Here is a 26,045-nt window from a genome sequence, read left to right as displayed (position 1 = left end):
CGGAGGCACGCTTCGCACCAGGGACGGCGGTAGTGCAACCGGGCATGATTACGTATCCTGCCCAAGGCGCGCGCGCCGGTGCCCGGCCCGACGACCGGGTACGCGACCGGCGAGCGCGCTGCCCGGCGGTGCCGGCGCCCCTCCTGCCACCCCTTGACGGGCGAGGTCTGATGAGAACCCGCGACTGGCCTATCCGCTCGAAGCTGACCGCATTGGTCGTCGCGCCGGTGACCGCGCTCCTCGCGCTGTGGATCTTCGCGACGACGTTGACCTTCGGTCCCGCCCTGAACCTGCTCTCCGCGCGCACCCTGCTCTATGACCTGGGCCGCCCCGGCGAGGCGGTGGTCACCGAGTTGCAACGCGAGCGTCGCCTGTCGGTGGTGCAGCTCGCCGGCGACACCGAACTGCCCGCCCTGGCCGAACAGCGCCTGCGTACCGACCGGGCGGTCGCCGAGCTGCGTCGCCGCGTCGACGGGGAGGCGTTGCGCGACGCCGCCGACGACCTGCTGGAGGACCGCGTCGACCGGCTCGTCACCGCCCTGGCGGCACTGCCGACCGGGCGGGACTTCATCGACGACGGGATGATGGACCGCGCCGGCGCGATCGGCCTCTACAGCGGCATGGTGTCGGCGGCCTTCCAGGCGTTCTCCGCCATGGCGAACCTGAGCGACCCCGCCATCAACCGGCAGGCGCTGGCCCTCACCACGCTGGGCCGGTCCCGCGAGCTGCTGGGCCAGACGGACGCGATGCTGGCTGGTGTGCTGACCGCCGGGAAGTTCGCCAACGGAGAGCACGCGCAGCTGGTGCAGACCATCGGCAACCAGCGATGGCTCACCGAGAGCGCGGTGGCCGACCTGCCCGAGGCCGGGCGCACCGCGTACCAGCGGCTCAGCGAAAGTCCCGACTTCACCAGCCTGCGCGCCATGCAGGACGCGCTGATCGGCGCCAACAGGTCCGGTCGGCCACCGGTGGACGCCGCGGCGTGGCAGGCCAGCCACGACGCCGTACAGCAGGAGTTGCGCGACTTCGAGCTGGCCGAGGCCGACAACCTCACCGACCGCTCGGTGCCGATGGCGGTCGGGATCCTGGTCCGGCTCGCCGCCGCCGGGGTGCTCGGTCTCGTCGCCGTGGTGGTCTCGGTGCTGGTGGCTCTGCGGGTCGGCCGGACCCTGGTCCGGCGGCTCAGCGGAGTCCGTACCGCCGCCCTCGAACTGGCCGAGCACCGGCTGCCCGACGTGGTGACGCGGCTGCGTCGCGGCGAGCACGTCGACGTCGCCCGGGAGGCGCCACCCCTGGAGTACGGCCACGACGAGATCGGCGAGGTCGGGCGGGCCTTCACCGAGGTGCAGCGCACCGCCGTCCAGGCAGCCGTGGACGAGGTCACCCTGCGCCGAGGGCTGAACGAGGTGTTCCTCAACATCGCCCGCCGGAGCCAGGGCCTGGTGCACCGCCAGTTGCACCTACTGGACCGCATGGAGCGACGTGCCGAGGACCCGGACGAGCTGGCCGAGCTGTTCCAGGTGGACCACCTGGCCACCCGGCTCCGCCGGCACGCCGAGGACCTGGTCATCCTGGCCGGCTCCGCGCCGGGCCGGGGGTGGCGCAACCCGGTCGCGATGGTCGACCTGGTCCGCGGGGCGATCAGCGAGGTCGAGGCGTACGACCGGGTGGACATCACCGCCGTACAGCCGGCCGGCGTGCTGGGCCGGGCGGTCGGCGACGTCATCCACCTGCTCGCCGAGCTGGTCGAGAACGCCACCGCCTTCTCGCCGCCGGACACCCGGGTGACCATCACCGGGGAGCAGGTCGCCGACGGGTACGCCCTGTCGATCACCGATCAGGGTCTGGGCATGTCCGCCACCGCGCTCGAGAACGCCAACACCCGGCTGACCAGCTCGCCCGAGTTCGATCCGGCGCAGAGCGCCCGTCTCGGTCTGTTCGTGGTGGCCCGGCTGGCGGCGCGGCACTCCGTACGCGTGCGACTGCGGTCTCCCGAGCCGGGCGGCGTGACCGCCGTGGTGTTGATCCCCGCCGACCTGGTCACCGCCGAGCCGCCGGCCGGCCCCGATCCGGCCTCGGTCGCCACCGCGCCCGGTGACCGGCGTCTGACCCGGCCGGTGCGCCGCACCACGGCGCCTCGGTCACGCGCCGGTCGCACCACCTCGGCCCCGGCCGTCGCCGGTGAGCCACCCACCCTCGTCCTACCCACGGGTCCGGCGTCCGACGTGCCGGCCGCGAAGGACGAGCCGTCCTCCGACGGGACGGCGGACGACCTGGAAGGGCTGCCCCGCCGAGTGCGGCGACGCACCCCCAACGTCCTGCCCCGGTCCACCGCGGCCGACACGCCGTCGCCCCGCTCGCCGGAGGAGGTGCGCCGGGTGATGGCGGCCCTACAGGCCGGCACCGCCCGAGGTCGGGCAACCGTCGTCGCCCCGACGGCCCCGACCCGCGCTCCCGTTCCCCCGCCCGCCGCAGCGCCGGCGATCCCGGCCGCTGCGCCGACAGCGGTCCCGGCTCAGCGATCGGCAGCGGCCCCCGAGACCGGGCCCGCTGCCGAACCGGGATCCTCCGCGCCCCCGAAGGCTTTCGAACCGACAGCGACTGAGAGGGACGCCTAGTGCGGGAAACGACGAAGCAGAGCGCCAGCCTCGACTGGTTGCTCGACGATCTGGTGCAGCGGGTGCCGGCCGCCCGGGAGGCGGTCGTGCTCTCCGCCGACGGGCTGCTGCTCGGCTCCTCGGCCGAGTTGGAACGCGCCGACGCCGAGCACCTCTGCGCGCTCGCCGCCGGCTTCTCCAGCCTGGCCCGGGGCGCGAGCCACCACGTGGACGGTGGTCCGGTCCGGCAGACCGTGGTGGAGATGGAATCGGCGTACCTCTTCGTCACCACAGCGGGCCAGGGCGCCTGCCTGGCCGTGGTGAGCGACGCGGACGCGGACATCGGCCTGGTCGCGTACGAGATGGCGATGCTGGTCATCCGTGTGGGGGAGAACCTGACCGCGTCGGCCCGACCGCCCGCGGACGCCGGTGATGCGGACTGAGCCGCCCGGCCCCCAGCACGAGTGGCTGGACGGCGACGCGGGCCCGGTGGTCCGCCCGTACACGCTCACCGGCGGCCGGGTGCGCTCCGCCGCCGGCGGCTTCGACCTGGTCGCGTTCGTGCTGGCCGGGCCGGACCTCGACCTGGCGGACCACCCGCAGTTGCCGCCGGAGCACCGGCGGCTGGTCGCGTTGGCCGGTCACCCGGTTTCGGTGGCCGAGCTGGCGGCCGAGCTGGACCTCGCGGTCGGTGTGATCCGGGTGCTGCTCGGCGACCTCCTCGCGCAGGGCCTGGTCGCGGTGCACGAGCCGCCGGCCAGCCGCGACCTTCCCAACGACGACATCCTCAAGGCGGTGGTCAGTGGACTCCGTGCGCTATGACCATGCGGGCTCAGCCGTCACCGTCCCGCTGGCACTGAAGATCCTCATCGCGGGCGGCTTCGGCGCCGGCAAGACGACGCTGGTGAGCGCGTTGAGCGAGGTCCGGCCGTTGCAGACCGAGGAGGTGCTGACCGACGCCGGTATCGGCACCGACGACCTCTCGGGGGTGGAGGGCAAGACGACCACCACCGTGGCGATGGACTTCGGCCGGATCACCATCAACGACGACCTTCAGGTGTACCTGTTCGGCACCCCCGGCCAGGACCGCTTCTGGTTCCTCTGGGACGAACTGGCCTTCGGCGCTCTCGGCGCGGTGGTGCTCGCCGACACCCGGCGGCTGGCCGACTGCTTCCCGTCGATCGACTACTTCGAGCAGCGCGGCATCCCCTTCGTGGTGGGGGTGAACTGTTTCGAGGACACCCGTCGCTTCGACCTGGAGACCGTACGCCGAGCGCTCGACCTCGACCCGGACGTGCCGATGGTGCTCTGCGACGCCCGGGACCGGCAGTCCGGCAAGCTGGTGTTGATCTCTCTGGTCGAGCACGTGGCGCGGCAGCGCGGCGAGCCGGTGCCGGCCTCCTGAACCGCCCGCGCATGCCCGGCGGACCGCCCGAAGGTCGAAAAGGCGGTTAGTCGGTCGGCTTCGTGGGCAGCTCTGGTTGGATCTACTCCAGAATGTCGGCGAAGGGGTGCAGCGTGACTGGTCCGGGCGAGATCGTCCACATCGGGGGTTACACCGCGCACAGCGGCGGGCGGGCGGATGGCATCGTCGCCGCACTTCGCGACCCGGCCACCGGGGCCCTGGACCCTCTCGGCACGGTGGCGGTCACGCCGTCGCCGTCGTTCCTCGCGCGGCACCCCACGCGGCCGATGCTCTACGCGGTGAACGAGTTGACCGACGGTCTGGTCAGCGCCTGGCAGGTCGGGTCGGACGGCGCTCTGGACGCGTTGGGCAGCTTCTCGACCGGCGGCGCCGAGCCCTGTCACCTGGCGGTGCTGCCGGACGGTGGGCACCTGGTGGCGGCCAACTACGGCAGCGGAAGTGTCGCGGTCTTCCCGCTCGACGAGCAGGGCGTGCCCGGCGAACGCACCGACCTCGTGGTCCACGAGGGCCACGGCCCCGACCCGGAACGCCAGGAGCGGGCGCACGCCCACATGGTCTCTCCCGGCCGTGACCGGGCGCCCCTGCTGGCGGTGGACCTCGGCACCGACTCGGTCTACCGGTACGACCTGGACAACGCGAGCGGGCGGTTGGTGCCGCGCGGTCCGCGGATGCGCACGGCGCCGGGCGTCGGGCCTCGGCACCTGGCCCGTCACCCCGACGGCCGGCGCTGCTATCTGGTCGGCGAGTTGGACGCCACGGTCACCGCGTACGAGCTGACCGAGGACGGGTCGCTGCACCAGCGTGGCCGGGTCGACGCGAGCGGGCGGACCGGTCACGTCCAGCCCTCGGAGATCGCTGTCGACCCGGACGGACGTCTTCTCTACGTCGCGAACCGTGGTGTCGGCACCATCGCCGTCTTCGACCTGGCCGGTGAGCTGCCCGCGCTGGTGTCCGAGGTGGAGACCGGTGGGGAGTGGCCGCGACACTTCGCGCTGATCGGGGAGCATCTCTACGTCGCCGATGAGCGGGCGGACATGGTGCGGATCTTCCGACGCGACGCGAGCACGGGCGTGCCGGTCCCGTTGGGCGAGCCCGTACCGGTGGCGAGCCCGACGTGCGTCCTGCCGTGAGCGGACGAAATGACGGAAGCGAATGCGAGAGCGCGACGGGTTTGGCAACGCCGTGGGGCCGATTCATCACTCTCTGTTGCTAAATGGTGATCAACTGTTTCTCCTGCGTAACTTTAGTCCGAACGGATGTGGCAGAGACGGCACCTAATACGCAAGATGGTCAGCGTGTCTGCAGGCCGCCATCGAATGCGTTCGAAACTTCATCTAGCAGCCGCCGCCGCGACGGCGACGGTTCTCGTCGTCACCACCGGCGTCTGGTTCGGCTATAAGGAGCTGATCCAGCCAAGCTGTTCGGGCGAGATCCGACTTGCCGTGGCGGTCGCCTCCGAGCTCGCGCCCGCGGTGGACGCCGCCGCCTCTCAATGGGTCAAGGACGGTGCCGCAGTCGGCCCGACCTGCATCCGCGTCGATGTCTCCGCGTCCGACCCGGTGGACGTGGCCGCCGTGGTGGCCGCGAAGCACGGTGCCGTACTCGCCGGCGTCGGCCAGGCCAGCGGCACGGCCGTCACCCCGGACGTCTGGGTGCCGGACTCCTCGACCTGGTTGCTCCGTCTCAAGAAGGACGCCACGGCGTTCGCGCCGACCAACGGCGCCTCCATCGCGCGCAGCCCCATCGTCGTGGCGATGCCCGAGCCGGTAGCGACGCGCCTCGGCTGGCCCAACGCCAAGTTCACCTGGACCGACCTGCTCAAGCAGGTCAACAGCAGCAAGCCGTTGCGTACCGGAATCGTCGAGCCGACCCGGGATGCGGCCGGACTCTCCGGCCTCCTGTCGCTGACCACGGCCGCCAGCGGCGCGGGCGGCGACGCCCAGCGCAACACCGTGGGCGCGCTACGGGCGCTGGCCACCGGTCGCTCCTCGCTCCGCAACGACCTCCTCGCCCGCTTCCCGACCGCCGCCGACCCGACCTCCATCGCGAGCGCTCTCGGTGCGGCGGCGCTGTCCGAGGAAGACGTGATCGCGTACAACAGCAAGAAGCCTCCGGTGCCGCTCGCCGCGCTCTACATGGAGCCTGCCCCGATGCCGCTGGACTACCCGTACGCGGTGCTGCCCGGCATCGAGCCGACCAAGGCGGCGGCGGCGAAGGTGCTGTTCGAGCTGCTCACCGCGCCGAAGTTCCGGGATCGCCTGGCGGCGCAGTCGCTGCGCGGGCCGGACGGCAACTGGGGCGCCGGCTTCAACGCCCCACAGGGTGCGCCGAGCCCGGCCGGTGGCGCGTCGAGCGCTCCGGCGGCCGGCGGCACCGCGGCGGGCGGCCTGGACCCGGCCGCGATACAGCGTGTCGTGTCCAGCTGGTCGATCGCCACCCAGTCCGGTCGGATGCTCGCCGTCATCGACGTCTCCGGCTCGATGAAGGACGAGGTTCCCAGCGCCAACAACCGCAGCCGGGAGGAGGTCACCGTCGACGCGGCCCGCCGCGGCCTCGGGCTCTTCGACGACTCCTGGTCCATCGGCCTGTGGACCTTCTCCACGAAGCTCGTCGGCAACCGCGACTACCGCGAACTCGTGCCGATCGGACCGCTCTCCGGCCAGCGGGCGCAGTTGGAGGGGGCGCTGGCAACCGTCAAGCCGTCCAGCGGTGACACCGGTCTGTACGACACGATGCTGGCCGCGTACCAGGCCGTGCAGGAGGACTGGCAGCCCGGGCGGGTCAACTCGATCGTGCTGTTCACCGACGGCAAGAACGAGGACGACAACGGCATCAACCAGCAGCAGTTGCTCGCCAAGCTCAAGCAGATCGCCGACCCGGAGCGGCCGGTGCAGGTCATCATGATCGGTATCGGCGAGGGTGTCAGCAAGGCCGAGCTGGAGTCGATCACGAAGGTGACCGGCGGGGACGTCTTCGTCACCAAGGACCCGAGCGAGATCGGCAGCATCTTCCTCACCGCCATCGCGCGGCGTCCCCCAGCCCCACGCTGACCCGCCGCTGAGCAAAGGAACCCGCCGTACCGCTGAGCCGGTACGGCGGGTTCCTTTTGTGGCCACGGGATTGAAGAAAAGTGACGGCAATACGTCGGAAGCAATCGGCAGTCATAGTTGTCAGGGCAGGATGTCGACGTGTTCCGGCAATGTCGATCCCCCTTCGGCCCGACCCGTCGGCCGGGGCCGTCCTGAGCAGAGTGGGAGGGCCGGTGACGACCGCGACACTGTTGACCCCCGCCGACACCTCGGCGACGCCGCAGGACCGTCCGAGCGGACTGGTGGCCCGTGCCGACGAACGTTCCTACATTCGGGTCCTGGTGGTGCTGGACACCACCGTCCTCATCATCGCGCTGCTCGTCGGGTACGTCGGCAGGTTCGGTGACGAGGAGCCGGTCGGCTCCAAGATCCCGTACGTGCTGGTGGCCCCCGGTCTGGTCCTGGCGTGGCTGATCTCCCTCAAGGCGCTCGGGTGCTACGACGACCGGGTCGTCGGCTACGGGGCGGACGAGTACCGGCGGGTCAGCTCAGCGAGCCTGCGGCTGGCCGGCGCGATCGCCATCGCCGGCTACATCGCCGACGTCGGCGTCTCCCGGGGGTTCCTCGGTATCTCCTTCGCGGTGGGCACGGTCGGGTTGGAGGTGACCCGGTTCGCGGCGCGCAAACGGCTGCACCGGGCCCGCTCGAAGGGCGCCGGCTGGTCCCGGCGGGTGCTCGTCGTCGGTGACACCGCGCACGTCCTGGAACTGGTGCACACCCTGCGCCGTGAGCCGTACGCCGGCTACCAGGTGGTGGGGGCGTGCATCCCCGACGCGCTGCTGGCGCCGGTGGCGCAGCGGCTCGGGGACGTACCGGTGGTGGGATCGTTCCGGGGCATCCCGGAGGCCGCGACCGCGATCGGCGCGGACACCGTGGCGGTGACCGCCTCCGGTGAGCTGACCGCGGCCCGGCTGCGTCGACTCGGCTGGCAGTTGGAGGGGACCGGCGTCGACCTCGTCGTGGCCCCCGCGCTCACCGACGTGGCGGGCCCGCGGATCCACACCCGCCCGGTCGCCGGGCTGCCCCTGATCCACGTCGAGGCGCCCGAGTTCCGCGGCGCGCGCAAGCTGGTCAAGGGTTTCGTCGACCGGTCGATGTCGTCGGTCGCCCTGGCGTTGCTCCTGCCGCTGATCGCGGTCATCGCGTTGGCCATCAAACTGGACAGCCGGGGGCCGGTGTTGTTCCGGCAGATCCGGGTGGGTCGGGGCGGGCAGGAGTTCGGAGTGTTCAAGTTCCGGACGATGGTGGTCAACGCCGACGCGCTGCTCGCCGAGTTGGCGGCTCGGAACGAGACCGACGGCCTCATGTTCAAGATGCGCGACGACCCTCGGGTGACCCGGGTCGGCCGGCTGCTGCGCAAGTGGTCGCTGGACGAGCTGCCGCAGTTGGTCAACGTCCTGCTGGGCCAGATGAGCCTCGTCGGCCCACGGCCGCCGCTCCCGTCCGAGGTGGCCCGTTACGACGGCGACGTGGCCCGACGGCTGCTGGTCAAGCCCGGCATGACCGGGCTCTGGCAGGTCAGTGGCCGGTCCGACCTCAGTTGGGAGGACGGCATCCGACTCGATCTCTACTACGTGGAGAACTGGTCGCTCGCCGCCGACCTGACCATCCTCTGGAAGACCGCCGGCGCGGTGCTCAACAGTCGCGGCGCCTACTGACGGCCACGCTCACGGTTGCGGGCCGGTCCAGTCCAGGCAGACCACCACGGCGTCGTCGACGAGGTCGCCGGCCACGAAGGCGCGCAGGTCGCCGAGGAGCGACCGCACGGCGTCCAGCGGCTCCATGGGGCCCGTCCGCCGTAGGAAACGGTCCAGCGCCGTCTCGCCGTAGCGGACGCTCTGCCCGGTGGCCTCCACGACGCCGTCACTGACGACGAACAGCCGGTCGCCGCGTTCCAGGGTGAACGTCTGCTCGTGGTAGTCGGTCGCCTCGAACATGCCGAGCGGAAACTGGGCCTCCAGCGGCTGCTCGGTGACCTCACCCCGGCGCAGGAGGACGAGCCGGGGCGAGCCGGCGTCCACCACGGTCATCGTCCCCGAGCGCAGGTCCAGCTCCATCAGCAGCGCGGAGAGGTGCCGCTTGCCCCGGTACTCGTCGTAGATGGCCTGGTCGGCGAGGGCGGCCTGATCGGCCAAACCGAGGCCGGCCCGGCGGGCGTTGCGCAGCGCGTGAGTGGCCAGCGACGTCAGCAGCGATGCCGCGACACCCTCACCGCTGCCGTTGATCGTGGACAGCCAGAGCTGTTCCCCGTCGTCCGACCAGTCGAAGCTGTCACCACGTACGGCGTACGCCGGTTCGAGCTGCCCGGCCAGGCTGAACGAGGGGCGGATCCGGCTCCGGCCGGGCAGCAGGTCCCACTGCATCTCGGCGGCCAGGGTGAGCCGCTGGCTGCGTCGGGCCACGCTGTAGACGTCCGTGCCGGGGGAGACGGCGGCCACCTCGTGTGCGAGTGAGGTGGCGATGTTGGCCAGCTCGGCGAGCACCGTCGGGTCGTCGGCCACCGGCGCCAGGCGCAGGACGCCGCGGCGTTCGCCGCGCATGCTGACCGGAAACCAGGCGACGCCGTCGACCAGGACGGGCGACTGGTGGTCGAACGCACGCCACGCGGGGTGCCCGGCCCCGCGGAGAGAGTCACCCTCGGTGAGGGGCAGCAGCTCCGCGAGGCGATAGTCGACCTGGTACAGCTCCGCCTCGGAGATCCCGTACGCCTTGTCGAGAACCTTGCGGACGCCACCCACGAGACCGTCGGCGGGTGTCTCGTTCAAGGCGCGTCGTGCCCGATTGACCGGTTCGCTCATCAGGCCTCCTTCATCAGAGCTCGACCACCAGTGGGTTCGGAGTAGTCTCGGCCACCATGGCCGAACACAACGGTCCACCGGACCCTGCGACGAGTATGGCTGCCGCGCTGGACGCGGCGGCGGGTGCCCTGCTGGGCGTCTGGGATTCCGCCCGCGAGGCGACCGCCAGCCGGGTTTCCGGTGCCCAACTACGGGCGGTGATGGTGGTGGAGCAGTACGACGGGATCAACCTACGTCGGCTCGCCACCCGTCTGGACATGTTGCTGAGTTCCGCCAGCCGCCTGTGCGACAGGTTGGTCGCGGCCGGCATGCTGGAGCGTGAGCCGGGGCGCTTCGACCGGCGGGAGATCTCCCTGCACCTCACCCCGGAGGCTCGTCGGCTCCTCGCGGAGCTGCGTAACGACCGTCAGGAGCGGCTCGCCGCAGTGTTGGCGGCGATGAGCCCGGCGGGCCGTGCCGCGCTGGTGAGCGGAGCGCGGGAGTTCGACGAGGTCGCCCGCCGGCAGCGGGCGCGGAGCGCTCCGGACGACGGGGACACCCCGCCCGGGCGGGACTGGCCGCAGGACCCGGACCGGCCCGACGGCCCGGCGCGCAAGTCGTCGGATCAGCCGGACCGGCCCACCCGGGCGATGTGGCAGGGCGGGGCTGCGGGACCGGAACGGACGGTCGACACCCCCCGCGACTGGCCCACCGGTGAGCCACCGGTGGCGCGCACGGCCTGACCGGTCCGCACGGCGCTGGTCAGGCCGGTGCCGACGCGCACACCGCCAGCATGGCGATGTCGTCGTGGGCCTGCCCGCCCACCCATTCGTCGACCGTCTGAAGCAGCCTGTCGACCAGGGCCGCCGGAGGCAGACCGGCCGCCGCGGCGAGCGCGCCGCGCAGGCGATGCTCGCCGAACTTCTCCGCGTGGGCCGGGCCGCCGCTCGCCTCGGTGACCCCGTCGGTGTACGCGAGGAGCAGATCGCCCGGATCGAGATGCACCCGGACCTCGGAGAACCGGGCGTCGGTCAGCGCGCCGACCGGCATACCGCCGACCGGGACGTTCGTGACGGAACCGGCGGCGGTGACCAGTAGCGGCGCGGGGTGGCCGCCACCGGCGATCCGGAGATCCAGCCCCGTCGGTCCGTGTTCCAGCCACCCGAGCAGCAGGGTGGTGAGCTGGCTGCGCCGTGCCGCGTCGGGCGCGTCGAACAGGGTGCGGTTGAGCAGGTGGATCAGCTCCAGGGGCCGCTGCTCGACGAGTCGTAGCGTCTGTAGCGACTGACGGACCCGCCCGGTCAGCACGGCCGCGCCGACGCCCTTGCCGGACACGTCCCCCAGCGCGAACAGCGCGCCGCGTGGGTGCGGGAACACCTCGTAGAAGTCCCCACCGATGCGCAGTGTGTCGCCCGCGGACCGGTAGCCGCCGGCCATGCGTACGCCGGGCACCGTCGGCAGCTGCGGCGGGAGCAGGCTGGTCTGCAACACCCGGGCCAGGTGGGCCTGCTCGCCGTACAGCTCGGCGGCGGCCAACGCCGCGCCGGCCCGCGCGGCGAATTCGCGGGCCAGCTCGCGGTCGCGAGCGTCGAAGTCGCCCCGTCCGGCACGGCGGACGAGCAGCAGGGCGCCGGCCGGGCTGCCGGGGCCGCGCATCGGGCTGATCAGCGCCGTGCCGAGCCGACCGAAGCTGGGCGGAAGCAGGGCGGCCAGCTCGGCGACGTGGGCATCCGGCCATGAGGTGGGCTCGCCGAGGTCGCCGTCGAACGCCGCCCCGAGATCCGGCACGAGGTCGGCCAGTTCCTCGTCGGCCAGGCCGGTCACCGGGGCCGGCTCGTCGTCGGCGTACCGCGTGAAGCGGGGACGCGGCTCGGCCGGCGCAGGCGGGCGGAGCAGCGCCACGGCGGCATCGGCCAGGTACGGCACGGCGAGGGTCACGGTGGTACGGAGTGTCTGCTCCGGGTGCAGCGAGAGCCCGAGCCGGCTGCCGGCCTGGGCGAGGAAGGCGGTGCGGGAGCGCTCGGCCAGCAGGGCGTCGGTACGGGCGTGCTCCTCGGTGACGTCGCGGACGTACCAGGCGTACCGGTTGCCGGCGAGCTGCCGTCGGGCGCCGCGCAGGTGGCGGCCGTGGTGCTCGGCCTCGAACGCGCCGGCGCCGTCGCGGACGGCGCGGGCCAGCGCGGCCATCGCGCACCCGGAGAGCTCGACGCCCGCGACGATCTCCGGGAGGAGCTCGACCGCTCGGGCGTTGACCAGGGTCACCCGGCCGGCCGCGTCGGTCGTCAGCACCGCCTCGGCGGACCCGTCGAGCAGTTCGCGGGCCAACGGTGGGTCGGCGGGCAGTCCGTCACCGCCGACCGAACCGGCCATGCCGCCCCGTTGGGTCGTGGTCACCGCCCGACGCCGGCCCGCGTCCGACGACCTGTACGCATGCTGCTCCCGGGCTCCTCGCCTGCCGATCGTTGCTCGACGGCAAGAGTACCGATCCGCACCGACGCACGCCCAGACCGCGCCCCCGTGGTCAGCCGGCGCGGTTCAGCCAGCCGGCGGGCCGGGAGACGATCCGCCGTACCACCGAGCCGGCCGCGCCCACGGCGGCGGCCTCCGGCCCGAGGGTCGAGGGGCGAACCGTGACCGGCGACCAAGCGGCGGTGAGCACCCGGGCCTTGATCTCGGCGAGCACCGGCGGGCAGAGCCAGGGGGCGAGCGGGGCGTACCCGCCACCGAGCACCACGGTGTCCAGGTCCAGCAGGTTGACCACACCGGCGACGGCCACCCCGAGGGCCGTGCCGGCGTCGTGCAGGGCGCGCAGCGCGGCCGGGTCGCCGCCCTCGGCCAACTCGGCCAGGCGGGCCGTCGCGGTGTCGGCGGGCAACTCCGCCCGCACCAGTCCGGCGGCGGCCACGATCGCCTCCTGACCGGCGTACTGCTCCAGGCAGCCGCGCCCACCGCAGCGGCAGGGCCGCCCCTGCGGGTGCACCGGCAGGTGCCCGATCTCGCCGCTCCAGCCGCGTACGCCCCGGAACAGCGCGCCGTCCAGGACGATCCCCGCGCCGATGCCGACCTCGCCGGAGATGTGCAGGAAGCTGGCCGGGCCGGGCGGCCGGGAGTGCAGCTCGCCGAGCGCGGCGAGGTTGGCCTCGTTGTCCACCACCAGGGCCGGTACGTCCGGTACCCGATCGGTGAGGGGTGGGTGCGCGCTCAGCAGCTCGGGCACCGGTACGTCCTGCCAGCCGAGGTTCGGTGCGAGCCGGACCTGTCCGGAGTCGTCCACCAGGCCGGGTACGGCGAGCGCGGCCCCGGCGAGCGTGAGGCCCTGCCGGGCCGCGTCGACGCGGGCCTGCCCGGCCAGGTCGACGAGGCGGGCCAGGGCGTCGGCGGGCGCGACCGGGCGCAGGTCGGCGCGGTGCACGGTGCGGTGCCGGACCTGGCCCGCGAGGTCGACAACGCATACCGTCAGGTAGTCGACGTTGACTTCGAGCCCGAGTCCGGCCGGGCCCTGGTCGGCCAGGACCAGTCCGCGTGCCGGGCGGCCGGCGCCGGCCCGGGGCGCCGGGTCGGCCTCGCTGACCAGCTGGCCCGCGAGCAGGTCCTCGACGACCGCGGAGACGGTGGCCCGGGTCAGGCCGGTGGCCGTGGCCAGGTCGGCCCGGGACGGGGGTCGGTCGGCGGCGGCGATCCGGCCGAGGACCAGGGCGAGGTTGAGTTCGCGCAGGCTTCCCTGACGGGCCGCGCCGACCGGGGCGTGGGTGGGGCTCACCCCTTGACAGTGCCATAGGCCGGGAAAATAATTCAATCGCTGAACAAATATCTGACGCCACCACCCCGGAGGTCACTCATGGCACCCCGTCCCACCCCGGCCGACAAGTTCTCCTTCGGGCTCTGGACCGTGGGCTGGCAGGCCCGCGACCCGTTCGGCGACGCGACCCGCCCCGAGCTCGACGCCGTCGAGGCGGTGCACCGGCTCGCCGAGCTCGGCGCGTACGGCATCACCTTCCACGACGACGACCTGATCCCGTTCGGCGCGGACGCCGCCACCCGGGACCAGCACATCGCGCGGTTCCGCAAGGCCCTCGACGAGACCGGCCTGGTGGTGCCCATGGTCACCACCAACCTCTTCACCCACCCGATCTTCAAGGACGGCGGCTTCACCAGCAACGACCGCGACGTCCGCCGCTTCGCGCTGCGCAAGGTGCTGCGCCAGGTCGACCTGGCCGCCGAGCTGGGCGCGAGCACCTTCGTCATGTGGGGTGGCCGCGAGGGCTCGGAGTACGACCTCGCCAAGGACGTCCAGGCCGCGCTGGACCGCTACCGCGAGGCCGTCAACCTGCTCACCCAGTACTCCATCGACAAGGGCTACAACCTGCGGTTCGCCCTGGAGCCCAAGCCGAACGAGCCGCGCGGTGACATCCTGCTGCCCACCATCGGGCACGCGCTCGGCTTCATCTCCCAGCTGGAGCACCCGGAGCTGGTCGGCCTCAACCCGGAGGTCGGGCACGAGCAGATGGCCGGGCTGAACTACGCCCACGGCATCGCCCAGGCGCTCTGGCAGGGCAAGCTGTTCCACCTGGACCTCAACGGCCAGCGTGGCATCAAGTACGACCAGGACCTGGTCTTCGGCCACGGTGACCTGATGAACGCGTTCGCGCTGGTGGACCTCCTGGAGAACGGCGGTCCGGACGGCGGGCCGACCTACGACGGGCCCCGGCACTTCGACTACAAGCCGTCGCGTACCGAGGACATGGACGGGGTGTGGGCCTCGGCTGCGGCCAACATGAGCACCTACCTGCTGCTCAAGGAGCGCGCGGCGGCGTTCCGCGCCGACCCGGAGGTCGTCGAGGCGCTGGCCGCCAGCAAGGTCGGCGAGCTGAGCACGCCGACGCTCGGCGACGGCGAGGGCTACGAGGAGTTCCTGGCCGACCGTTCCGCGTTCGAGGACGTCGACGTCGACGCGGTGGCCGCCCGGGGCTTCGCCTTCGTCCGGCTCAACCAGCTCGCCGTCGAGCACCTGCTCGGCGCCCGCTGAGGCCCCGCCATGCCGCTGGTCGCGGGCGTTGACTCGTCCACACAGTCCTGCAAGGTGGTCATCCGGGACGCGGAGACCGGCGCGCTGCTCCGGCAGGGCCGGGCGCCGCACCCGGACGGCACCGAGGTCGACCCGGAAGCCTGGTGGCAGGCGCTGCGCAGCGCCGTCGACGAGGCCGGTGGGCTGGCCGACGTCGCGGCGGTCTCGGTCGCCGGCCAGCAGCACGGCATGGTCTGCCTCGACGAGGACGGCCAGGTGGTCCGTCCGGCCCTGCTGTGGAACGACACCCGCTCCGCCGACGCCGCCGCCGACCTCGTCGAGGAGGCCGGCGGCGGCGAGGCGGGGCGTCGCTTCTGGGCCGACGCCACCGGCAGCGTGCCGGTGGCGAGCTTCACCATCACCAAGCTGCGCTGGCTGGCCCGGCACGAGCCGGAGCAGGCCGCCCGGGTGGCCGCCGTGTGCCTGCCGCACGACTGGCTGACCTGGCGGCTGGCCGGCGCGCCCGGCCTTACGGCGCTGCGGACCGACCGGGGGGACGCCAGCGGCACCGGCTACTGGTCCCCGGCCACCGGCACCTACCGTCCTGACCTGCTCGAACGGGCGTTCGGCCGGCAGCTCGTGGTGCCCGAGGTGCTGGGTCCGGCCGAGTCGGCCGGTCGGCTGACCGGAGAGTGGGGTGACGCCCTGCTGGGGGCGGGCACGGGCGACAACGCCGCCGCCGCGTTCGGCGTCGGCGCCGGGCCCGGCGACGTGGTCGTCTCCATCGGCACCTCCGGCACGGTGTTCAGCGTGGCCGACGTCCCGGCCGCCGACGACAGCGGTGCCGTGGCCGGCTTCGCCGACGCGTCCGGTCGTTTCCTGCCGCTGGTGTGCACGCTCAACGCGGCCCGCGTGCTGGACGCCGCCGCCACGATGCTCGGCGTCAGCCTGGACGAGCTCGCCGACCTGGCGCTCTCCGCCCCCGCCGGCGCGGACGGGCTGGTCATGGTGCCCTACCTGGAGGGGGAGCGCACGCCCAACCGTCCGCTGGCCACCGGTGCGGTCCACGGCCTGACCCTGCGTACCTCGACCCCCGCGCACCTGGCCCGGGCCGCCGTGGAGGGCATGCTCTGCGCCCTCGCCGACGGTTTGGACGCGCTGACCGCCCAGGGGGCCACCGTCCGCCGGGTCATCCTGGTCGGCGGTGGGGCACGCTCGGCCGCGGTCCGCCGGATCGCACCGCAGGTCTTCGGCTGCCCGGTCGTGGTCCCACCCGCCGGGGAGTACGTCGCCGACGGGGCCGCCCGCCAGGCCGCCTGGGTCGCCCTGGGCGGTCCGACGCCGCCGCAGTGGGATGTCAAGGGCACCGAGGAGTACGCGGCGGAGCCCGTCCCCGCCGTCCGTGACCAGTACGCCGCGGCTCGCGGGCTGGTGCTCGACCGGCGCTGAGCGTCGGGTCGACCGGGTGGGCGTCGGTCAACGGTGATCGACGCCCACCCGCGTGCCGACCGGCTCGGCCGGGTCTGATTGGCTGCGGGTCATGACGGTGACCAGTGGCGGGCGGGAGCAACGCGCACGCGGCCGGCGTGGTGGTCCGGCGCACCGGCTGTACAGCGTCGTGGTGTTCGTGGTGCTCGCCTCGCTGGACAACGTGGCGATCGGGCTGGTGCCACCGCTGTACGGGCCGATCGCCCGGACGTTCGACGTGTCGACCGGGCTGCTGGGCGTGGTCACCGCCGTCAGCTTCCTGGTCAGCGCGGTGGCCGCGGTCGGCTGGGCGTACGTCGGGGACCGCAGCAACCGTAAGCCGCTGCTCATGGTGGGCACGCTGCTCTGGGCGGCGGGCACCGGCGGCAGCGCGCTCGCCGGCGGGTACTTCAGTTTCCTGGCCGCCCAGTTCGTCGCGGCGGTCGGCCTCGGCGCGGTCGGCTCGGTCGGCTTCTCGGTGGTCACCGACCTGATCTCACCGGCCCGCCGTGGGTTGGTGATGAGCTTCTGGGGGCTCTCCCAGGGCGTCGGCACGCTCGCCGGCACGCTTGTCGGTGGGCTGCTCGGTGCGACCGACTGGCGGCGGCCGTTCCTGCTGCTGACCGGGGTGGGGCTGACCGCCACCGTGGCGTACCTGTTCACGTACGACATCCGTCGCGGCCAGAGCCAACCGGAACTGGTGGACGCGCTGGACTCCGGTGCCGAGTACGACTATCGGATCAGCCGGGCCGATCTGCCGCGCATCCTGGACCGGCGGACCAACCGATGGCTGATCCTGCAGGGACTGACCGCGCAGGCCGCCTTCGGCTCACTGGTGTGGCTGCCGAGGCTCTTCGCCGAGCGGGCCGAGGCCCAGGGCTACTCGGAGTCGACCGCCGTGGTGGTCGGCAGCGTCTTCGCCACCCTGTTCCAACTCGGCGGGGTCCTCTCCATCGTGGGCGGCCTCGTCGGCGACGCGGCGCAGCGGCGTACCCCCCGAGGCCGGGCAGTGGTCGCGGCGGTCGGCATCCTCGCCGCGCTCCCGTTCTACCTGGTGTTGTTCTTCGTGCCGGTGACCATCGACGTCCCGGACGGCGGGAGCGGCGGCGCGGTCGTCGGCGCGGTGCTGGCCAGTGTGTTCACCGAGCCGTCGGTGGGGCTGAGCCTGCTCACCGCCGTGGTGGCGCTCGCGCTGACCTCGGCCAACTCGCCGAACTGGTTCGCGTTGATCGCCGACGTGAACCCGCCGGAGCACCGGGGGACCGTCTACAGCCTCGGCAACCTGGTCAACGGCGTCGGCCGAGCGGCCGGCAACGGGCTGGTCTGGGGAGCCTTCCAGGGGCTGCGAACGGCGTTCCCGCCGCCCCTGAACTTCGCCGTCGGCCTGGCCGCGTTCCAACTCTTCTTCATCCCCACCGGCGTCATGTACTGGCTGGCTTCCCGCACGTCGCCCACCGACATCGACAATGTCCACAACCTGCTCCACACCCGAGCCGAACGCCTCTGAAGCCGCCGCCGCGTGCCCTCGCCGGCTCGCTGGCCCTCGCCGGCTCGCTGGCCGGTGTTCTGGAGGGCCTGATCTCGTTATCGCCACCCGATCATCGGGGCCACGCCTCCCAGGTCCGCGTAGGCCAGCGCCACCTTTGCTCTGCTTCAACCCAGGCAACACGTAAGGCCGCCGACTGTCGCCTGGGTTGAAGCAGAGCAAAGGGCGTGATGCACACCCGGCCCCCCACCGCCCCACCGACCCGGCCCGCTGAAAGCGGTGGTCGGTCGGGGCGGTGGGGCGCTGGGAGGTGCAGCGGTCGATCGGGCGGGTCAGCCGCGCAGATAGACCGTGACGTCGGTGGGGATCGTGCCCTCGGTCAGGGGTGCGCTGGTGGCCAGTACCTCGGCGTTGGGCGGGACCGGCACGGGCGCGTCGCCGAAGTTGGTCAGCACGGTCAGCTCACCGTTGCGGAACGCCAACGTCTCGTCATCGGAAGACAGCCATTCGAGCGTTCCCCGGCCCAGACCGTGGGCGCGGCGCAGCCGCAGCGCCGTGCGGTACAGCTCGTACGTCGAGCCGGGCACGTCGCGCTGCCGGTCCAGCGCGTACTCCGCCCAGGACGGCGGCTGCGGCAGCCAACTGGCGTCGGTGGGGCCGAAGCCGTACGACGGGGCGTCGGCCTCCCACGGGATCGGCACCCGGCAGCCGTCGCGGCCCCGCTGGGTGTGGCCGCTGCGCGCCCAGGTCGGGTCCTGCCGGGCCTCGTCCGGCATGGTGGTGTGCTCGGGCAGACCCAGCTCCTCGCCCTGGTAGAGGTACGCGGAGCCGGGCAGGGCGAGCATCAGCAGGGTGGCCGCCCGGGCGCGGCGCAGGCCGAGCGCCGCGTCCGGCTGGGGGTCGCCGATGCCGATGCCGTTGGGCCGGCCGCCGCCGATCGGCAGGCCGAGCCGGGAGGCGTGCCGCACCACGTCGTGGTTGGACAGCACCCAGGTCGTCGGCGCGCCCACCGAGTCGGTCGCCTCCAGGGACCGGGTGATCACCGCGTACTGGGCCGGCGCGGTCCACGCGGCGAGCAGGTACTCGAAGTTGAACGCCTGGTGCATCTCGTCCGGGCGGACGTAGCGGGCCAGCCGCTCGGCCGGCTCGACCCACGCCTCGGCGACCAGCACCCGTTCGCCGGGGTAGCTGTCCAGGACCTGCCGCCACTGCCGGTAGATCTCGTGCACGCCCTCCTGGTCCCACATCGGCGGGCGCGGCTTGTCGATCTCGTTGCCGGAGAGGATCTCCTGGGGCTCCTGCCAGTCGGGCAGGTTCGTCTGCTTGATGAGGCCGTGCGCCACGTCGACCCGGAAACCGTCCACCCCGCGGTCCAGCCAGAACCGCAGGACGTCCAGGAACTCCTCGTGTACCTCCGGGTTGTCCCAGTTGAGGTCCGGCTGGCCGGTGTCGAAGAGGTGCAGGTACCACTGGCCGGGCTGGCCGTCCGGGTCGACCGTGCGGGTCCACGCCGGCCCGCCGAAGACGCTCTGCCAGTCGTTCGGCGGCTGGTCCCCGGCCGGGCCCAGGCCGTCCCGGAAGATGTACCGGGACCGCTGGGCGCTGCCCGGTGCGGCGGCCAGGGCTTCCTGGAACCAGCGGTGCGCCGAGGAGGTGTGGTTGGGCACCAGGTCGACGATCACCCGCAGACCGCGGGAGCGGGCCTCGGCGATCAGCCGGTCCGCGTCGGCGAGGGTGCCGAACAGCGGGTCGACGTCCCGGTAGTCGGCCACGTCGTAGCCCGCGTCGGCCTGCGGTGACGGATAGAACGGGGACAGCCACACCGCGTCCACTCCCAGCTCGACCAGGTGGTCGAGGCGGGCTGTGATGCCCGGCAGGTCGCCGACCCCGTCGCCGTCGGAGTCGGCGAACGAGCGCGGGTAGATCTGGTAGATGGCGGCCTCGGTCCACCAGCCGGTGGCGGTCTGCTGCGTCGGGTCGGTGTTCAGGGTCGTCTCCCGTGTCGTGCCGTGGTTGATGTTTCAGTGTGCCCGGGGCGGTGCGGTGGACTCCCGGACGACCAGCCGAGTGGGCAGGATCACCGGCGAGTCGCCCTCGGGGGTCCGTTGACCGACGATCGGGCCCAGAGTGCGGGCCCCGAGTGGGTCGAGCAGTATCCGGGCGGCCAGCCGGCCCTGCTCCGCGGCCGGCTGGGCCACGGTGCTGAGGCCCAGCACGCCGGCGAGGTCGTGGTCGTCGATGCCGACCACGCTGACGTCCTGCGGTACGCGCAGACCGGCATCGCGCAGCGCGGTCATCGCGCCCATCGCCATCTCGTCGCACGCCGCGACGATCGCCGTCGGCGGTTCACCGCGGGCCAGCAGTTCGGCGGCGGCGCGATTGCCGCCGTCGATGGTGAACGACGACTCGACGTCGAGGCTCGGGTCGGGTCGCAGGCCGGCGGACCGCAGTTCGGCCTGGTAGCCCCGGCGTCGGTCCAGGTGGGTGGTATAGGCGAGCTCGTCGTCGGGATCGCCCGAGATGTGCGCGATCCGACGGTGGCCGAGGTCGAGCAGGTGACGGGTGGCCACCCGCGACGCGGCCACGTCGTCGATGCGGACGCAGGGCCAGTTGGGCACCCGGCTGCCGGAGCTGATGGTCACCCCGGGCAGGTCCAGGGCGGCCAGCGCGGTCAGGTCGGCCGGGCGCAGCGGTGTGGCGACCAGCATGATGGCGTCCACCCGTTTGTGCAGGTTGGCGGTACGCAGCACCCGCTGGCGGATCTGCTCCCGACCGCCGAGGTTGTAGAGCAGCAGGTCGTACCCGGAGTGGTGGAGGTGCTCCTCGACGGCCTCGACGACGGTGCTGAAGAACCAGCGGGTGATCCGGGGTACGACCACCGCGACCGTGCCGGTGCGGCCACCGGCGAGCCGGGACGCGCTCGGCGAGACGGCGTAGTCGAGCTGCTCGGCGGCCGCGAGCACGCGGCGGCGGGTGGCGGCCGAGACCGTCGGCAGCCCGCGCAGGGCGCGCGAGACGGTGGCCGTGGAGACCCCGGCCAGCCGGGCGACATCATCTATCTTCGTCACGGTTCCCCCGCTCGGTGCCCGTCGCCCGCCGCCGCCCCTCAGGGGTGGGGCGGCGGCGGGCAAGCGGGTCAGCCCTTGACGCTGCCGGCGAGCAGGCCTCGCACGAAGAAGCGTTGCAGGGACAGGAATACGACGAGCGGTACAACGATCGAGACGAACGCGCCAGCCGTGAGTCGCTGCCACTCGTTGCCCCGGGTGCCGGCCATCTCGGCCAACCGGACCGTGAGCGGCGCGGTCTCGTTGCCGCCACCAGCGAAGATCAGCGCGACCAGCAGGTCGTTCCAGACCCAGAGGAACTGGAAGATGCCGAACGCGGCCAGCGCCGGGGTGATCAGCGGCAGGACGATGGTGCGGAAGATCTTCGGGTGCGTGGCCCCGTCGACGCGGGCCGCCTCCATCAGGTCGCCCGGAAGCTGCGAGATGAAGTTGTGCAGCAGGAAGACCGCGAACGGAAGCGCGAAGCAGGTGTGCGCGAACCACACCTGGGCGAACTTCTGCTCGTCGACCAGGTCCCAGGCCGGCATCAGGGTGACGCCGCCGAGGGTGACGCCGGTGGAGAAGAACTTCAGCAGCGGCACCAGGGCCATCTGCAGCGGGACGATCTGCAACGCGAAGATCGCGATGTAGAGCCAGTCCCGCCCACGGAAGTTGATCCACGCCAGCGCGTACGCGGCCAGCGAGGCGAAGGCCAAGGGGAAGAGCACCGACGGGATGGTGATCGCCAGCGAGTTGATGAAGTAGCTGGCGAGCTGCCCCGACGACGCGGACCGCCCGAAGAGGACCTGCTGGTAGTTCTCCAAGGTGAACTGCGGGTTGGTGAACGCCGTCCACCAGCCGGTCGTCTTGATCTCGTCCTCCGGTCGGAGGGAGGAGACGAGCAGGCCGAAGGTCGGAATGGTCCAGACCACCGCGATGACGATCGAGACGAGCGTCGCGGTACGGCTGTTCAGCCGCTTACGGACCCGGCCGGCGGTGGTGGACGGTCCGTCGGCGGTCTTCTGGGCGCCGGCGGCGACGGTGGGCGTTGCGGTCGTCATCTCAGCCCTCCCGCTGACGACGGAGGTTGCGGATCTGGTAGACCACGACCGGGATGACCAGGATGAAGAGGAAGACCGCGAGCGCGGAGCCCTGTCCGTTCTGGCCGTACCGGAAGGCCTGGTTGTACATCTCGCTGGCGATCACGCTCGTGTCGTAGTTGCCGTTGGTCGAGGTCCGGACGATGTCGAAGACCTTGAGCGTGGCGATCGTGAGCGTCACCACCACGACGATCAGCGCCGGCCGGATGCTCGGCATGGTGATCTGCCAGAACATCTGCCACGGGCTGACGCCGTCGAGCCGGGCGGCTTCGACGATGTCGCCGGGGATGGCCTTGATCGCGGCGGAGAGCACCACCATGGCGAAGCCGGCCTGGATCCAGACCATGATGACGATCAGCAGCAGCGTGTTCAGGGGTGATTCGAGTAGCCACTGCTTCGGCTCACCGCCGAGGCTGACGACGATCTGGTTGAGCAGGCCGATCTGGTCACCGTCGCCGCGGTACGCGTAGACGAACTTCCAGATGATGCTCGCGCCGACGAACGAGATGGCCATCGGCAGGAAGATCAGTGACTTGGCGATCGCCTCGAAGCGGGCCTTGTCCACGAGTACGGCGTAGATGAGGCCGAACGCGGTGGCCACCAGCGGAACCAGGAGCACCCAGACCAGGGTGTTGATCAGGACCCGGATCATGGAGGTGTCGGAGAACATCCAGCCGTAGTTGCGCAGCCCCACCCATTCGGTGCTGCCCCCGTTCATCAGCGAGAGCAGCATGGTGCGGATGGCCGGCACGACAAGACCGATGGTGAGCAGCAGCAGTGTCGGCAGCAGGAAGAACAGCGCGAAGAGCCCTTCCCGCTGCTTGGGCCGCCGGGTCAGCGGCGTGCCGCTGACCGAGGCGGCGACGAGCTGAGCTTCCCGCCGTCGGGCGAACCAGGCTGGTACGACGTCGAGCAGCAGGAGCAGACCACCCACCACCAGTACGAAGGCAACCAGCCCGTACATCAGCATGAGGAGCTTCGGCTGCTCGTCGGCGAAGTCGAACTCCATCAACCCTCCCTCTCGGGTCCGGATCGGCCGGTGGCCCGGCTCGCGGATGCGAACCGGGCCACCGCCGTGATCACTTCGGCCAGCTGCTCTCGATGCCCTGGAGCACCGGGGCGGTCTGCTTGCCGTTCAGCCAGTCGACCATGCCCTTCCAGAACGTTCCCGCGCCGACGGCCGCCGGCATCAGGTCGGATCCGTCGAAGCGGAAGGTGCCCGTCTTGTCCTGGAGGATCTGGACGGACAGCTTGTCGATCGGGCTGGCCACGTTGGCGATGTCCAGCTTGTTGTTCGCCGTGACCCAGTTGCCGAGCTTCGCGCGGCTGTTCACGTACTCGGCGGAGGCGAGGTAGGTCTGCACCGCCTGCACCTCGGGACGGTCGGCGTACGCGACGACGAACTCGCCAGCGCCCAGGACCGGCTTGCCCTTGGCCGGGTCGATGGCCGGGAAGTAGAACGCGAACGCGTCCCCGTTCTCGTCGACCTTGGTGCCCTCGGGGAACTGGTTGGCGTAGAACGACGCCTGCCGGTGCATCGCGCACTTGCCGGTGGTCACCGGCAGACCCGCCTCCTGGAAGGCGGTGGTGGTGATGCTCTTGACGCCGCCGAAGCCGCCGTTGACGTACTTCTCGTTCTTGAGGATGCTGCCGGCGCGGTCGACCGCGTCGACGATCCTCGGGTCGTTGAACGGGATGGCGTGGGTGGTCCACTGGTCGTAGACCTCGGGGCCCTGCGTCCGCAGGATCACGTCCTCGATCCAGTCGGTGGCCGGCCAGCCGGTGGCGTCACCGGACTCGACGCCCACGCACCACGGCTTCATGCCGCTGGCGGCGATCTTGTCGCTCAGCGCGATGAGCTGGTCCCAGGTGGTCGGAACCTCCCAGCCCTTCTCCTTGAAGGTCTTGGGGGAGTACCAGACGAAGGACTTGACGTTCGCGCCGAGCGGCACGCCGTAGAGCGTTCCGTTGACGGTGCCGTACTTCAGCCAGTCGGCCGGCATGTTCTGCTCGGCCATGGTCTTGGTGTCGGCGCCGAGGGACTTCAGCTTGCCGGCGTCCGCGAACCGCTTCACGAGGCCCGGCTGGGGCACGAAGGCGATGTCGGGGGCGTTGCCGCCGTCGACCCGGACGGGGAGCTGCGCCTCGAACTCGCCGCTGCCCTCGTAGGCGATCTCGATGCCGGTGCAGTCGGTGAACTGCGACCAGGAGCGCTCGAGCAGGTCGGCCTCGGCGTCACGGATGGACGCGTAGATCGAGACCTTCTTGCCGTCGTTACCCTCGTACTTCTCGTACGGGGCACATTCGGCGGAGCCCGCCTTGTCGCTCTTCTTGTCATTGCCGGTACCGCAAGCGGTGGCGGTGACCGCCAGCCCGAGTACACCGGCGATCACGAAGGCCTGGCGTGGTCTGGTGAAGACCGCCATGCCGTCCTCCTTCCTAGCCGGCGTGGTCTCCGCTGGTGACCCGCGCCGGTCCGATTGGGCGTGCCACACATGTAAGCGCTTGCATCGGGTCTGGTCCACCCCCTGTCAGACACGAGCGAGTAACAATCCCGAAACCTCGTGTCCGTCGGTTGGGCGCGCTTCCAGCCGCAGCTCCGGGCTCTTCCGGAGATTGGAGAAATCTGTCAGGCTAGAGCCACCTCATCGAAGGTTTTGAACATTGGAGGAGCTGGATGCGTAAGCGGTGGATCAGCCTGTTGGTGACGGGCCTGCTCGTCGGAGGGGCCGTGGCGCCGGCGAGCCCGGCGCTGGCCGCGCCGACCTTCAAGGTGCCGTTCCCGTGCGGTCAGTCCTGGTCGGGGCAGACCCGGTCGGACCACAGCCCGGCGTACGCCGTCGACTTCAACCGCACCGACGACCTGGGCGACCCGGTGGTGGCGAGCGCGCCCGGCACGGTCGACCGGGTCACCGACCTCGGCGGCACCAGTTACGGCAAGTACGTCCGGATCGACCACGGCGGCGGTTACACGACCTACTACGCCCACCTCAACGGCTTCAACGTCTCCGTCGGGCAGACCGTCGGGTACGGCAAGGTGCTCGGCTGGGTCGGCAGCACCGGCGGGTCGACCGGCCCGCACCTGCACTACGAGCAGCGCCTCAACGGCAACGACGTCCAGGTCCGGTTCAACGGCACCCTCGGCCTGTACTGGGGCACCAAGACCTACACCAGCGACAACGGTTGCTCGTCCGGCAGCGGCAACGGCACGGTCGACACCAGCGGCACGCCGCTGACCGTCCGCTCCGGCCCCGGCACCGGCTACGCCTCGGTGGGCACCGTCGCCGACGGCACCCGGGTGACGATCGCCTGCCAGACCAGCGGCACCACCGTCACCGGCACCTACGGCACCAGCTCGATCTGGGACCGCATCGGCAGCGGACGCTACATCGCCGACGCGTACGTCTACACCGGCTACGACGGCTACATCCCGAACGTACCCCGCTGCTGACCTCTGCTGGTCTCCGGCGGGATGACCCGCCGGAGGCCGGCCGGTCGGTCAGACGTTGAGCCGCCAGATCGACAGGTTCAGCGCGGCGGCGAAGGTGACCCACGCCCAGTACGGCAGCAGTAGCGCGGCCGCGCCCCGGGACACCCGGGCGAACAGCACCACGGTGAGGCCGATGGTCAGCCACATCACCACGATCTCGGCGAACGCCAGCCCGTACCGGCCCGCGCCGAAGAACAGCGGCGTCCAGGCGGCGTTGAGCACGAGTTGGGCGGTCCACGCCCACAGGGCGGGGGAGAAGCCGACCCGACGCCAGACCAGCCAACCGGCGACCGCGATCAGCGCGTAGAGGATCGTCCAGACCGGGCCGAAGAGCCACGACGGTGGCGCCCAACCCGGCTGGCGCAGGCTCGCGTACTCGTCGGTGGTGCCCTGCACCCCGAGCCCGCCGATCGCGGCCGCGACGAAGACCGCCGCCGCGAAGGCGGCGAGCGCCCATCGCGATCGCCGGCCGGAGGTGGGCGGCGCCTCGCGAGATATCTCCATGGTCGAGATATTTCCGCGCTGGCGCACGGTCAAACCCCACAAAAAAGCGCCGGGGCCGCT

At 71.9% G+C, this 26,045-nt stretch carries 21 protein-coding genes; 12 read left to right on the top strand and 9 right to left on the bottom strand.

The genetic code is table 11. The annotated features are described in order from the left end of the window. The first annotated feature begins 170 nt into the window (after positions 1–170). The 7 genes from ACQPZK_RS25760 (at position 171) to ACQPZK_RS25730 (ending at position 8,770) form a co-directional block, all read left to right on the top strand. Positions 171–2,618 carry a sensor histidine kinase gene (locus ACQPZK_RS25760; RefSeq protein WP_433535419.1) on the top strand — a complete coding sequence of 816 codons (2,448 nt, stop codon included), beginning with the start codon at positions 171–173 and terminating at the stop codon, positions 2,616–2,618. Next, positions 2,618–3,040, top strand: coding sequence for a roadblock/LC7 domain-containing protein (locus ACQPZK_RS25755; protein ID WP_433535418.1), 423 nt, complete (start codon positions 2,618–2,620; stop codon positions 3,038–3,040). The genes ACQPZK_RS25760 and ACQPZK_RS25755 overlap by 1 nt, the downstream gene beginning before the upstream one ends. Continuing rightward, positions 3,030–3,419, top strand: coding sequence for a DUF742 domain-containing protein (locus ACQPZK_RS25750; RefSeq protein WP_433535417.1), 390 nt, complete (start codon positions 3,030–3,032; stop codon positions 3,417–3,419). The genes ACQPZK_RS25755 and ACQPZK_RS25750 overlap by 11 nt, the downstream gene beginning before the upstream one ends. Continuing rightward, positions 3,400–4,002 carry a GTP-binding protein gene (locus ACQPZK_RS25745; RefSeq protein WP_421472855.1) on the top strand — a complete coding sequence of 201 codons (603 nt, stop codon included), beginning with the start codon at positions 3,400–3,402 and terminating at the stop codon, positions 4,000–4,002. Before ACQPZK_RS25750 ends, ACQPZK_RS25745 begins: the two co-directional genes overlap by 20 nt. 113 nt (positions 4,003–4,115) lie before the next feature. Next, the gene (locus ACQPZK_RS25740) at positions 4,116–5,153 is read left to right on the top strand and encodes a lactonase family protein (protein WP_433535416.1); all 1,038 of its coding nucleotides are present in this window, start codon (positions 4,116–4,118) and stop codon (positions 5,151–5,153) included. Between the two features lie 165 nt (positions 5,154–5,318). Then, positions 5,319–7,073 (top strand): substrate-binding domain-containing protein, encoded by a 1,755-nt coding sequence (locus ACQPZK_RS25735; RefSeq protein WP_433535415.1) that lies wholly within the window; start codon positions 5,319–5,321, stop codon positions 7,071–7,073. A gap of 212 nt (positions 7,074–7,285) precedes the next feature. Then, positions 7,286–8,770, top strand: a complete 1,485-nt coding sequence (locus tag ACQPZK_RS25730) for a sugar transferase (protein WP_433535414.1) — start codon at positions 7,286–7,288, stop codon at positions 8,768–8,770. A gap of 9 nt (positions 8,771–8,779) precedes the next feature. Here ACQPZK_RS25730 and ACQPZK_RS25725 read toward each other — a convergent pair whose 3' ends face one another. Beyond that, positions 8,780–9,910 (bottom strand): PP2C family protein-serine/threonine phosphatase, encoded by a 1,131-nt coding sequence (locus ACQPZK_RS25725; protein WP_433535413.1) that lies wholly within the window; start codon positions 9,908–9,910, stop codon positions 8,780–8,782. Positions 9,911–10,005: 95 nt separating this feature from the next. Between ACQPZK_RS25725 and ACQPZK_RS25720 the strand changes: the two genes are divergently transcribed. Then, positions 10,006–10,632, top strand: a complete 627-nt coding sequence (locus ACQPZK_RS25720; RefSeq protein ID WP_433535412.1) for a MarR family winged helix-turn-helix transcriptional regulator — start codon at positions 10,006–10,008, stop codon at positions 10,630–10,632. A 19-nt stretch (positions 10,633–10,651) separates the two neighbouring features. On the opposite strand, the gene ACQPZK_RS25715 is transcribed toward ACQPZK_RS25720, so the two are convergent. Together ACQPZK_RS25715 and ACQPZK_RS25710 are read right to left on the bottom strand one after the other, a co-directional pair. After that, entirely contained in the window at positions 10,652–12,283 is a 1,632-nt protein-coding gene (locus ACQPZK_RS25715) for a SpoIIE family protein phosphatase (RefSeq protein ID WP_433535411.1), read from the bottom strand. Between the two features lie 127 nt (positions 12,284–12,410). Then, positions 12,411–13,649, bottom strand: coding sequence for an ROK family protein (locus ACQPZK_RS25710; protein ID WP_433535410.1), 1,239 nt, complete (start codon positions 13,647–13,649; stop codon positions 12,411–12,413). 78 nt (positions 13,650–13,727) lie between these two features. Here ACQPZK_RS25710 and xylA point away from each other — a divergent pair, with 78 nt between their 5' ends. The 3 genes from xylA to ACQPZK_RS25695 all read left to right on the top strand — a co-directional run bounded on the left by xylA (position 13,728) and on the right by ACQPZK_RS25695 (position 17,868). Next, positions 13,728–14,915: a xylose isomerase gene (gene xylA, locus ACQPZK_RS25705; RefSeq protein WP_433535409.1), complete on the top strand. Its 1,188-nt coding sequence runs from the start codon at positions 13,728–13,730 to the stop codon at positions 14,913–14,915. Positions 14,916–14,924: 9 nt separating this feature from the next. Next, positions 14,925–16,343, top strand: coding sequence for a xylulokinase (xylB, locus tag ACQPZK_RS25700; RefSeq protein WP_433535408.1), 1,419 nt, complete (start codon positions 14,925–14,927; stop codon positions 16,341–16,343). Between the two features lie 91 nt (positions 16,344–16,434). Then, entirely contained in the window at positions 16,435–17,868 is a 1,434-nt protein-coding gene (locus ACQPZK_RS25695; RefSeq protein ID WP_433535407.1) for an MFS transporter, read from the top strand. A gap of 311 nt (positions 17,869–18,179) precedes the next feature. Here the strand turns inward: ACQPZK_RS25695 and ACQPZK_RS25690 are convergent, their stop codons facing one another. From ACQPZK_RS25690 to ACQPZK_RS25670, 5 genes are all read right to left on the bottom strand, one after another. Further along, positions 18,180–19,835, bottom strand: coding sequence for a glycoside hydrolase family 13 protein (locus tag ACQPZK_RS25690; RefSeq protein WP_433539317.1), 1,656 nt, complete (start codon positions 19,833–19,835; stop codon positions 18,180–18,182). Positions 19,836–19,868: 33 nt separating this feature from the next. Then, positions 19,869–20,915: a LacI family DNA-binding transcriptional regulator gene (locus ACQPZK_RS25685; RefSeq protein ID WP_433535406.1), complete on the bottom strand. Its 1,047-nt coding sequence runs from the start codon at positions 20,913–20,915 to the stop codon at positions 19,869–19,871. Positions 20,916–20,983: 68 nt separating this feature from the next. Further along, a complete protein-coding gene (locus ACQPZK_RS25680) occupies positions 20,984–21,952 on the bottom strand; it encodes a carbohydrate ABC transporter permease (protein WP_433535405.1) in 969 nt (322 codons plus the stop codon). 1 nt (position 21,953) lies between these two features. Beyond that, complete coding sequence (locus ACQPZK_RS25675) at positions 21,954–23,000, bottom strand: carbohydrate ABC transporter permease (RefSeq protein ID WP_433535404.1); 1,047 nt, start codon at positions 22,998–23,000, stop codon at positions 21,954–21,956. Positions 23,001–23,070: 70 nt separating this feature from the next. Further along, positions 23,071–24,417, bottom strand: a complete 1,347-nt coding sequence (locus ACQPZK_RS25670; RefSeq protein ID WP_433535403.1) for an ABC transporter substrate-binding protein — start codon at positions 24,415–24,417, stop codon at positions 23,071–23,073. Positions 24,418–24,668: 251 nt separating this feature from the next. Here ACQPZK_RS25670 and ACQPZK_RS25665 point away from each other — a divergent pair, with 251 nt between their 5' ends. Beyond that, the gene (locus tag ACQPZK_RS25665; RefSeq protein ID WP_433535402.1) at positions 24,669–25,442 is read left to right on the top strand and encodes a peptidoglycan DD-metalloendopeptidase family protein; all 774 of its coding nucleotides are present in this window, start codon (positions 24,669–24,671) and stop codon (positions 25,440–25,442) included. Between the two features lie 48 nt (positions 25,443–25,490). On the opposite strand, the gene ACQPZK_RS25660 is transcribed toward ACQPZK_RS25665, so the two are convergent. Beyond that, complete coding sequence (locus tag ACQPZK_RS25660; RefSeq protein ID WP_433535401.1) at positions 25,491–25,985, bottom strand: TspO/MBR family protein; 495 nt, start codon at positions 25,983–25,985, stop codon at positions 25,491–25,493. Positions 25,986–26,045 lie beyond the last annotated feature (60 nt).

This window comes from Micromonospora sp. CA-249363 (assembly GCF_050950185.1).
Lineage (GTDB): Bacteria > Actinomycetota > Actinomycetes > Mycobacteriales > Micromonosporaceae > Micromonospora.
The sequence above is the reverse complement of the archived record's forward strand: the minus strand, read 5'-3'. Positions and strand labels throughout refer to the sequence as shown.

Excerpts from the sequence above, each read along its gene's own strand:
- ACQPZK_RS25665 (WP_433535402.1), top strand. The coding sequence starts at position 24,669 with ATGCGTAAGCGGTGGATCAGCCTGTTGGTGACGGGCCTGCTCGTCGGA.
- ACQPZK_RS25750 (WP_433535417.1), top strand. The coding sequence starts at position 3,030 with ATGCGGACTGAGCCGCCCGGCCCCCAGCACGAGTGGCTGGACGGCGAC.
- ACQPZK_RS25695 (WP_433535407.1), top strand. The coding sequence starts at position 16,435 with ATGACGGTGACCAGTGGCGGGCGGGAGCAACGCGCACGCGGCCGGCGT.
- ACQPZK_RS25725 (WP_433535413.1), bottom strand. The coding sequence starts at position 9,910 with ATGAGCGAACCGGTCAATCGGGCACGACGCGCCTTGAACGAGACACCC.
- ACQPZK_RS25760 (WP_433535419.1), top strand. The coding sequence starts at position 171 with ATGAGAACCCGCGACTGGCCTATCCGCTCGAAGCTGACCGCATTGGTC.
- ACQPZK_RS25670 (WP_433535403.1), bottom strand. The coding sequence starts at position 24,417 with ATGGCGGTCTTCACCAGACCACGCCAGGCCTTCGTGATCGCCGGTGTA.
- xylA (WP_433535409.1), top strand. The coding sequence starts at position 13,728 with ATGGCACCCCGTCCCACCCCGGCCGACAAGTTCTCCTTCGGGCTCTGG.
- ACQPZK_RS25720 (WP_433535412.1), top strand. The coding sequence starts at position 10,006 with ATGGCTGCCGCGCTGGACGCGGCGGCGGGTGCCCTGCTGGGCGTCTGG.
- ACQPZK_RS25675 (WP_433535404.1), bottom strand. The coding sequence starts at position 23,000 with ATGGAGTTCGACTTCGCCGACGAGCAGCCGAAGCTCCTCATGCTGATG.
- xylB (WP_433535408.1), top strand. The coding sequence starts at position 14,925 with ATGCCGCTGGTCGCGGGCGTTGACTCGTCCACACAGTCCTGCAAGGTG.
- ACQPZK_RS25680 (WP_433535405.1), bottom strand. The coding sequence starts at position 21,952 with ATGACGACCGCAACGCCCACCGTCGCCGCCGGCGCCCAGAAGACCGCC.
- ACQPZK_RS25660 (WP_433535401.1), bottom strand. The coding sequence starts at position 25,985 with ATGGAGATATCTCGCGAGGCGCCGCCCACCTCCGGCCGGCGATCGCGA.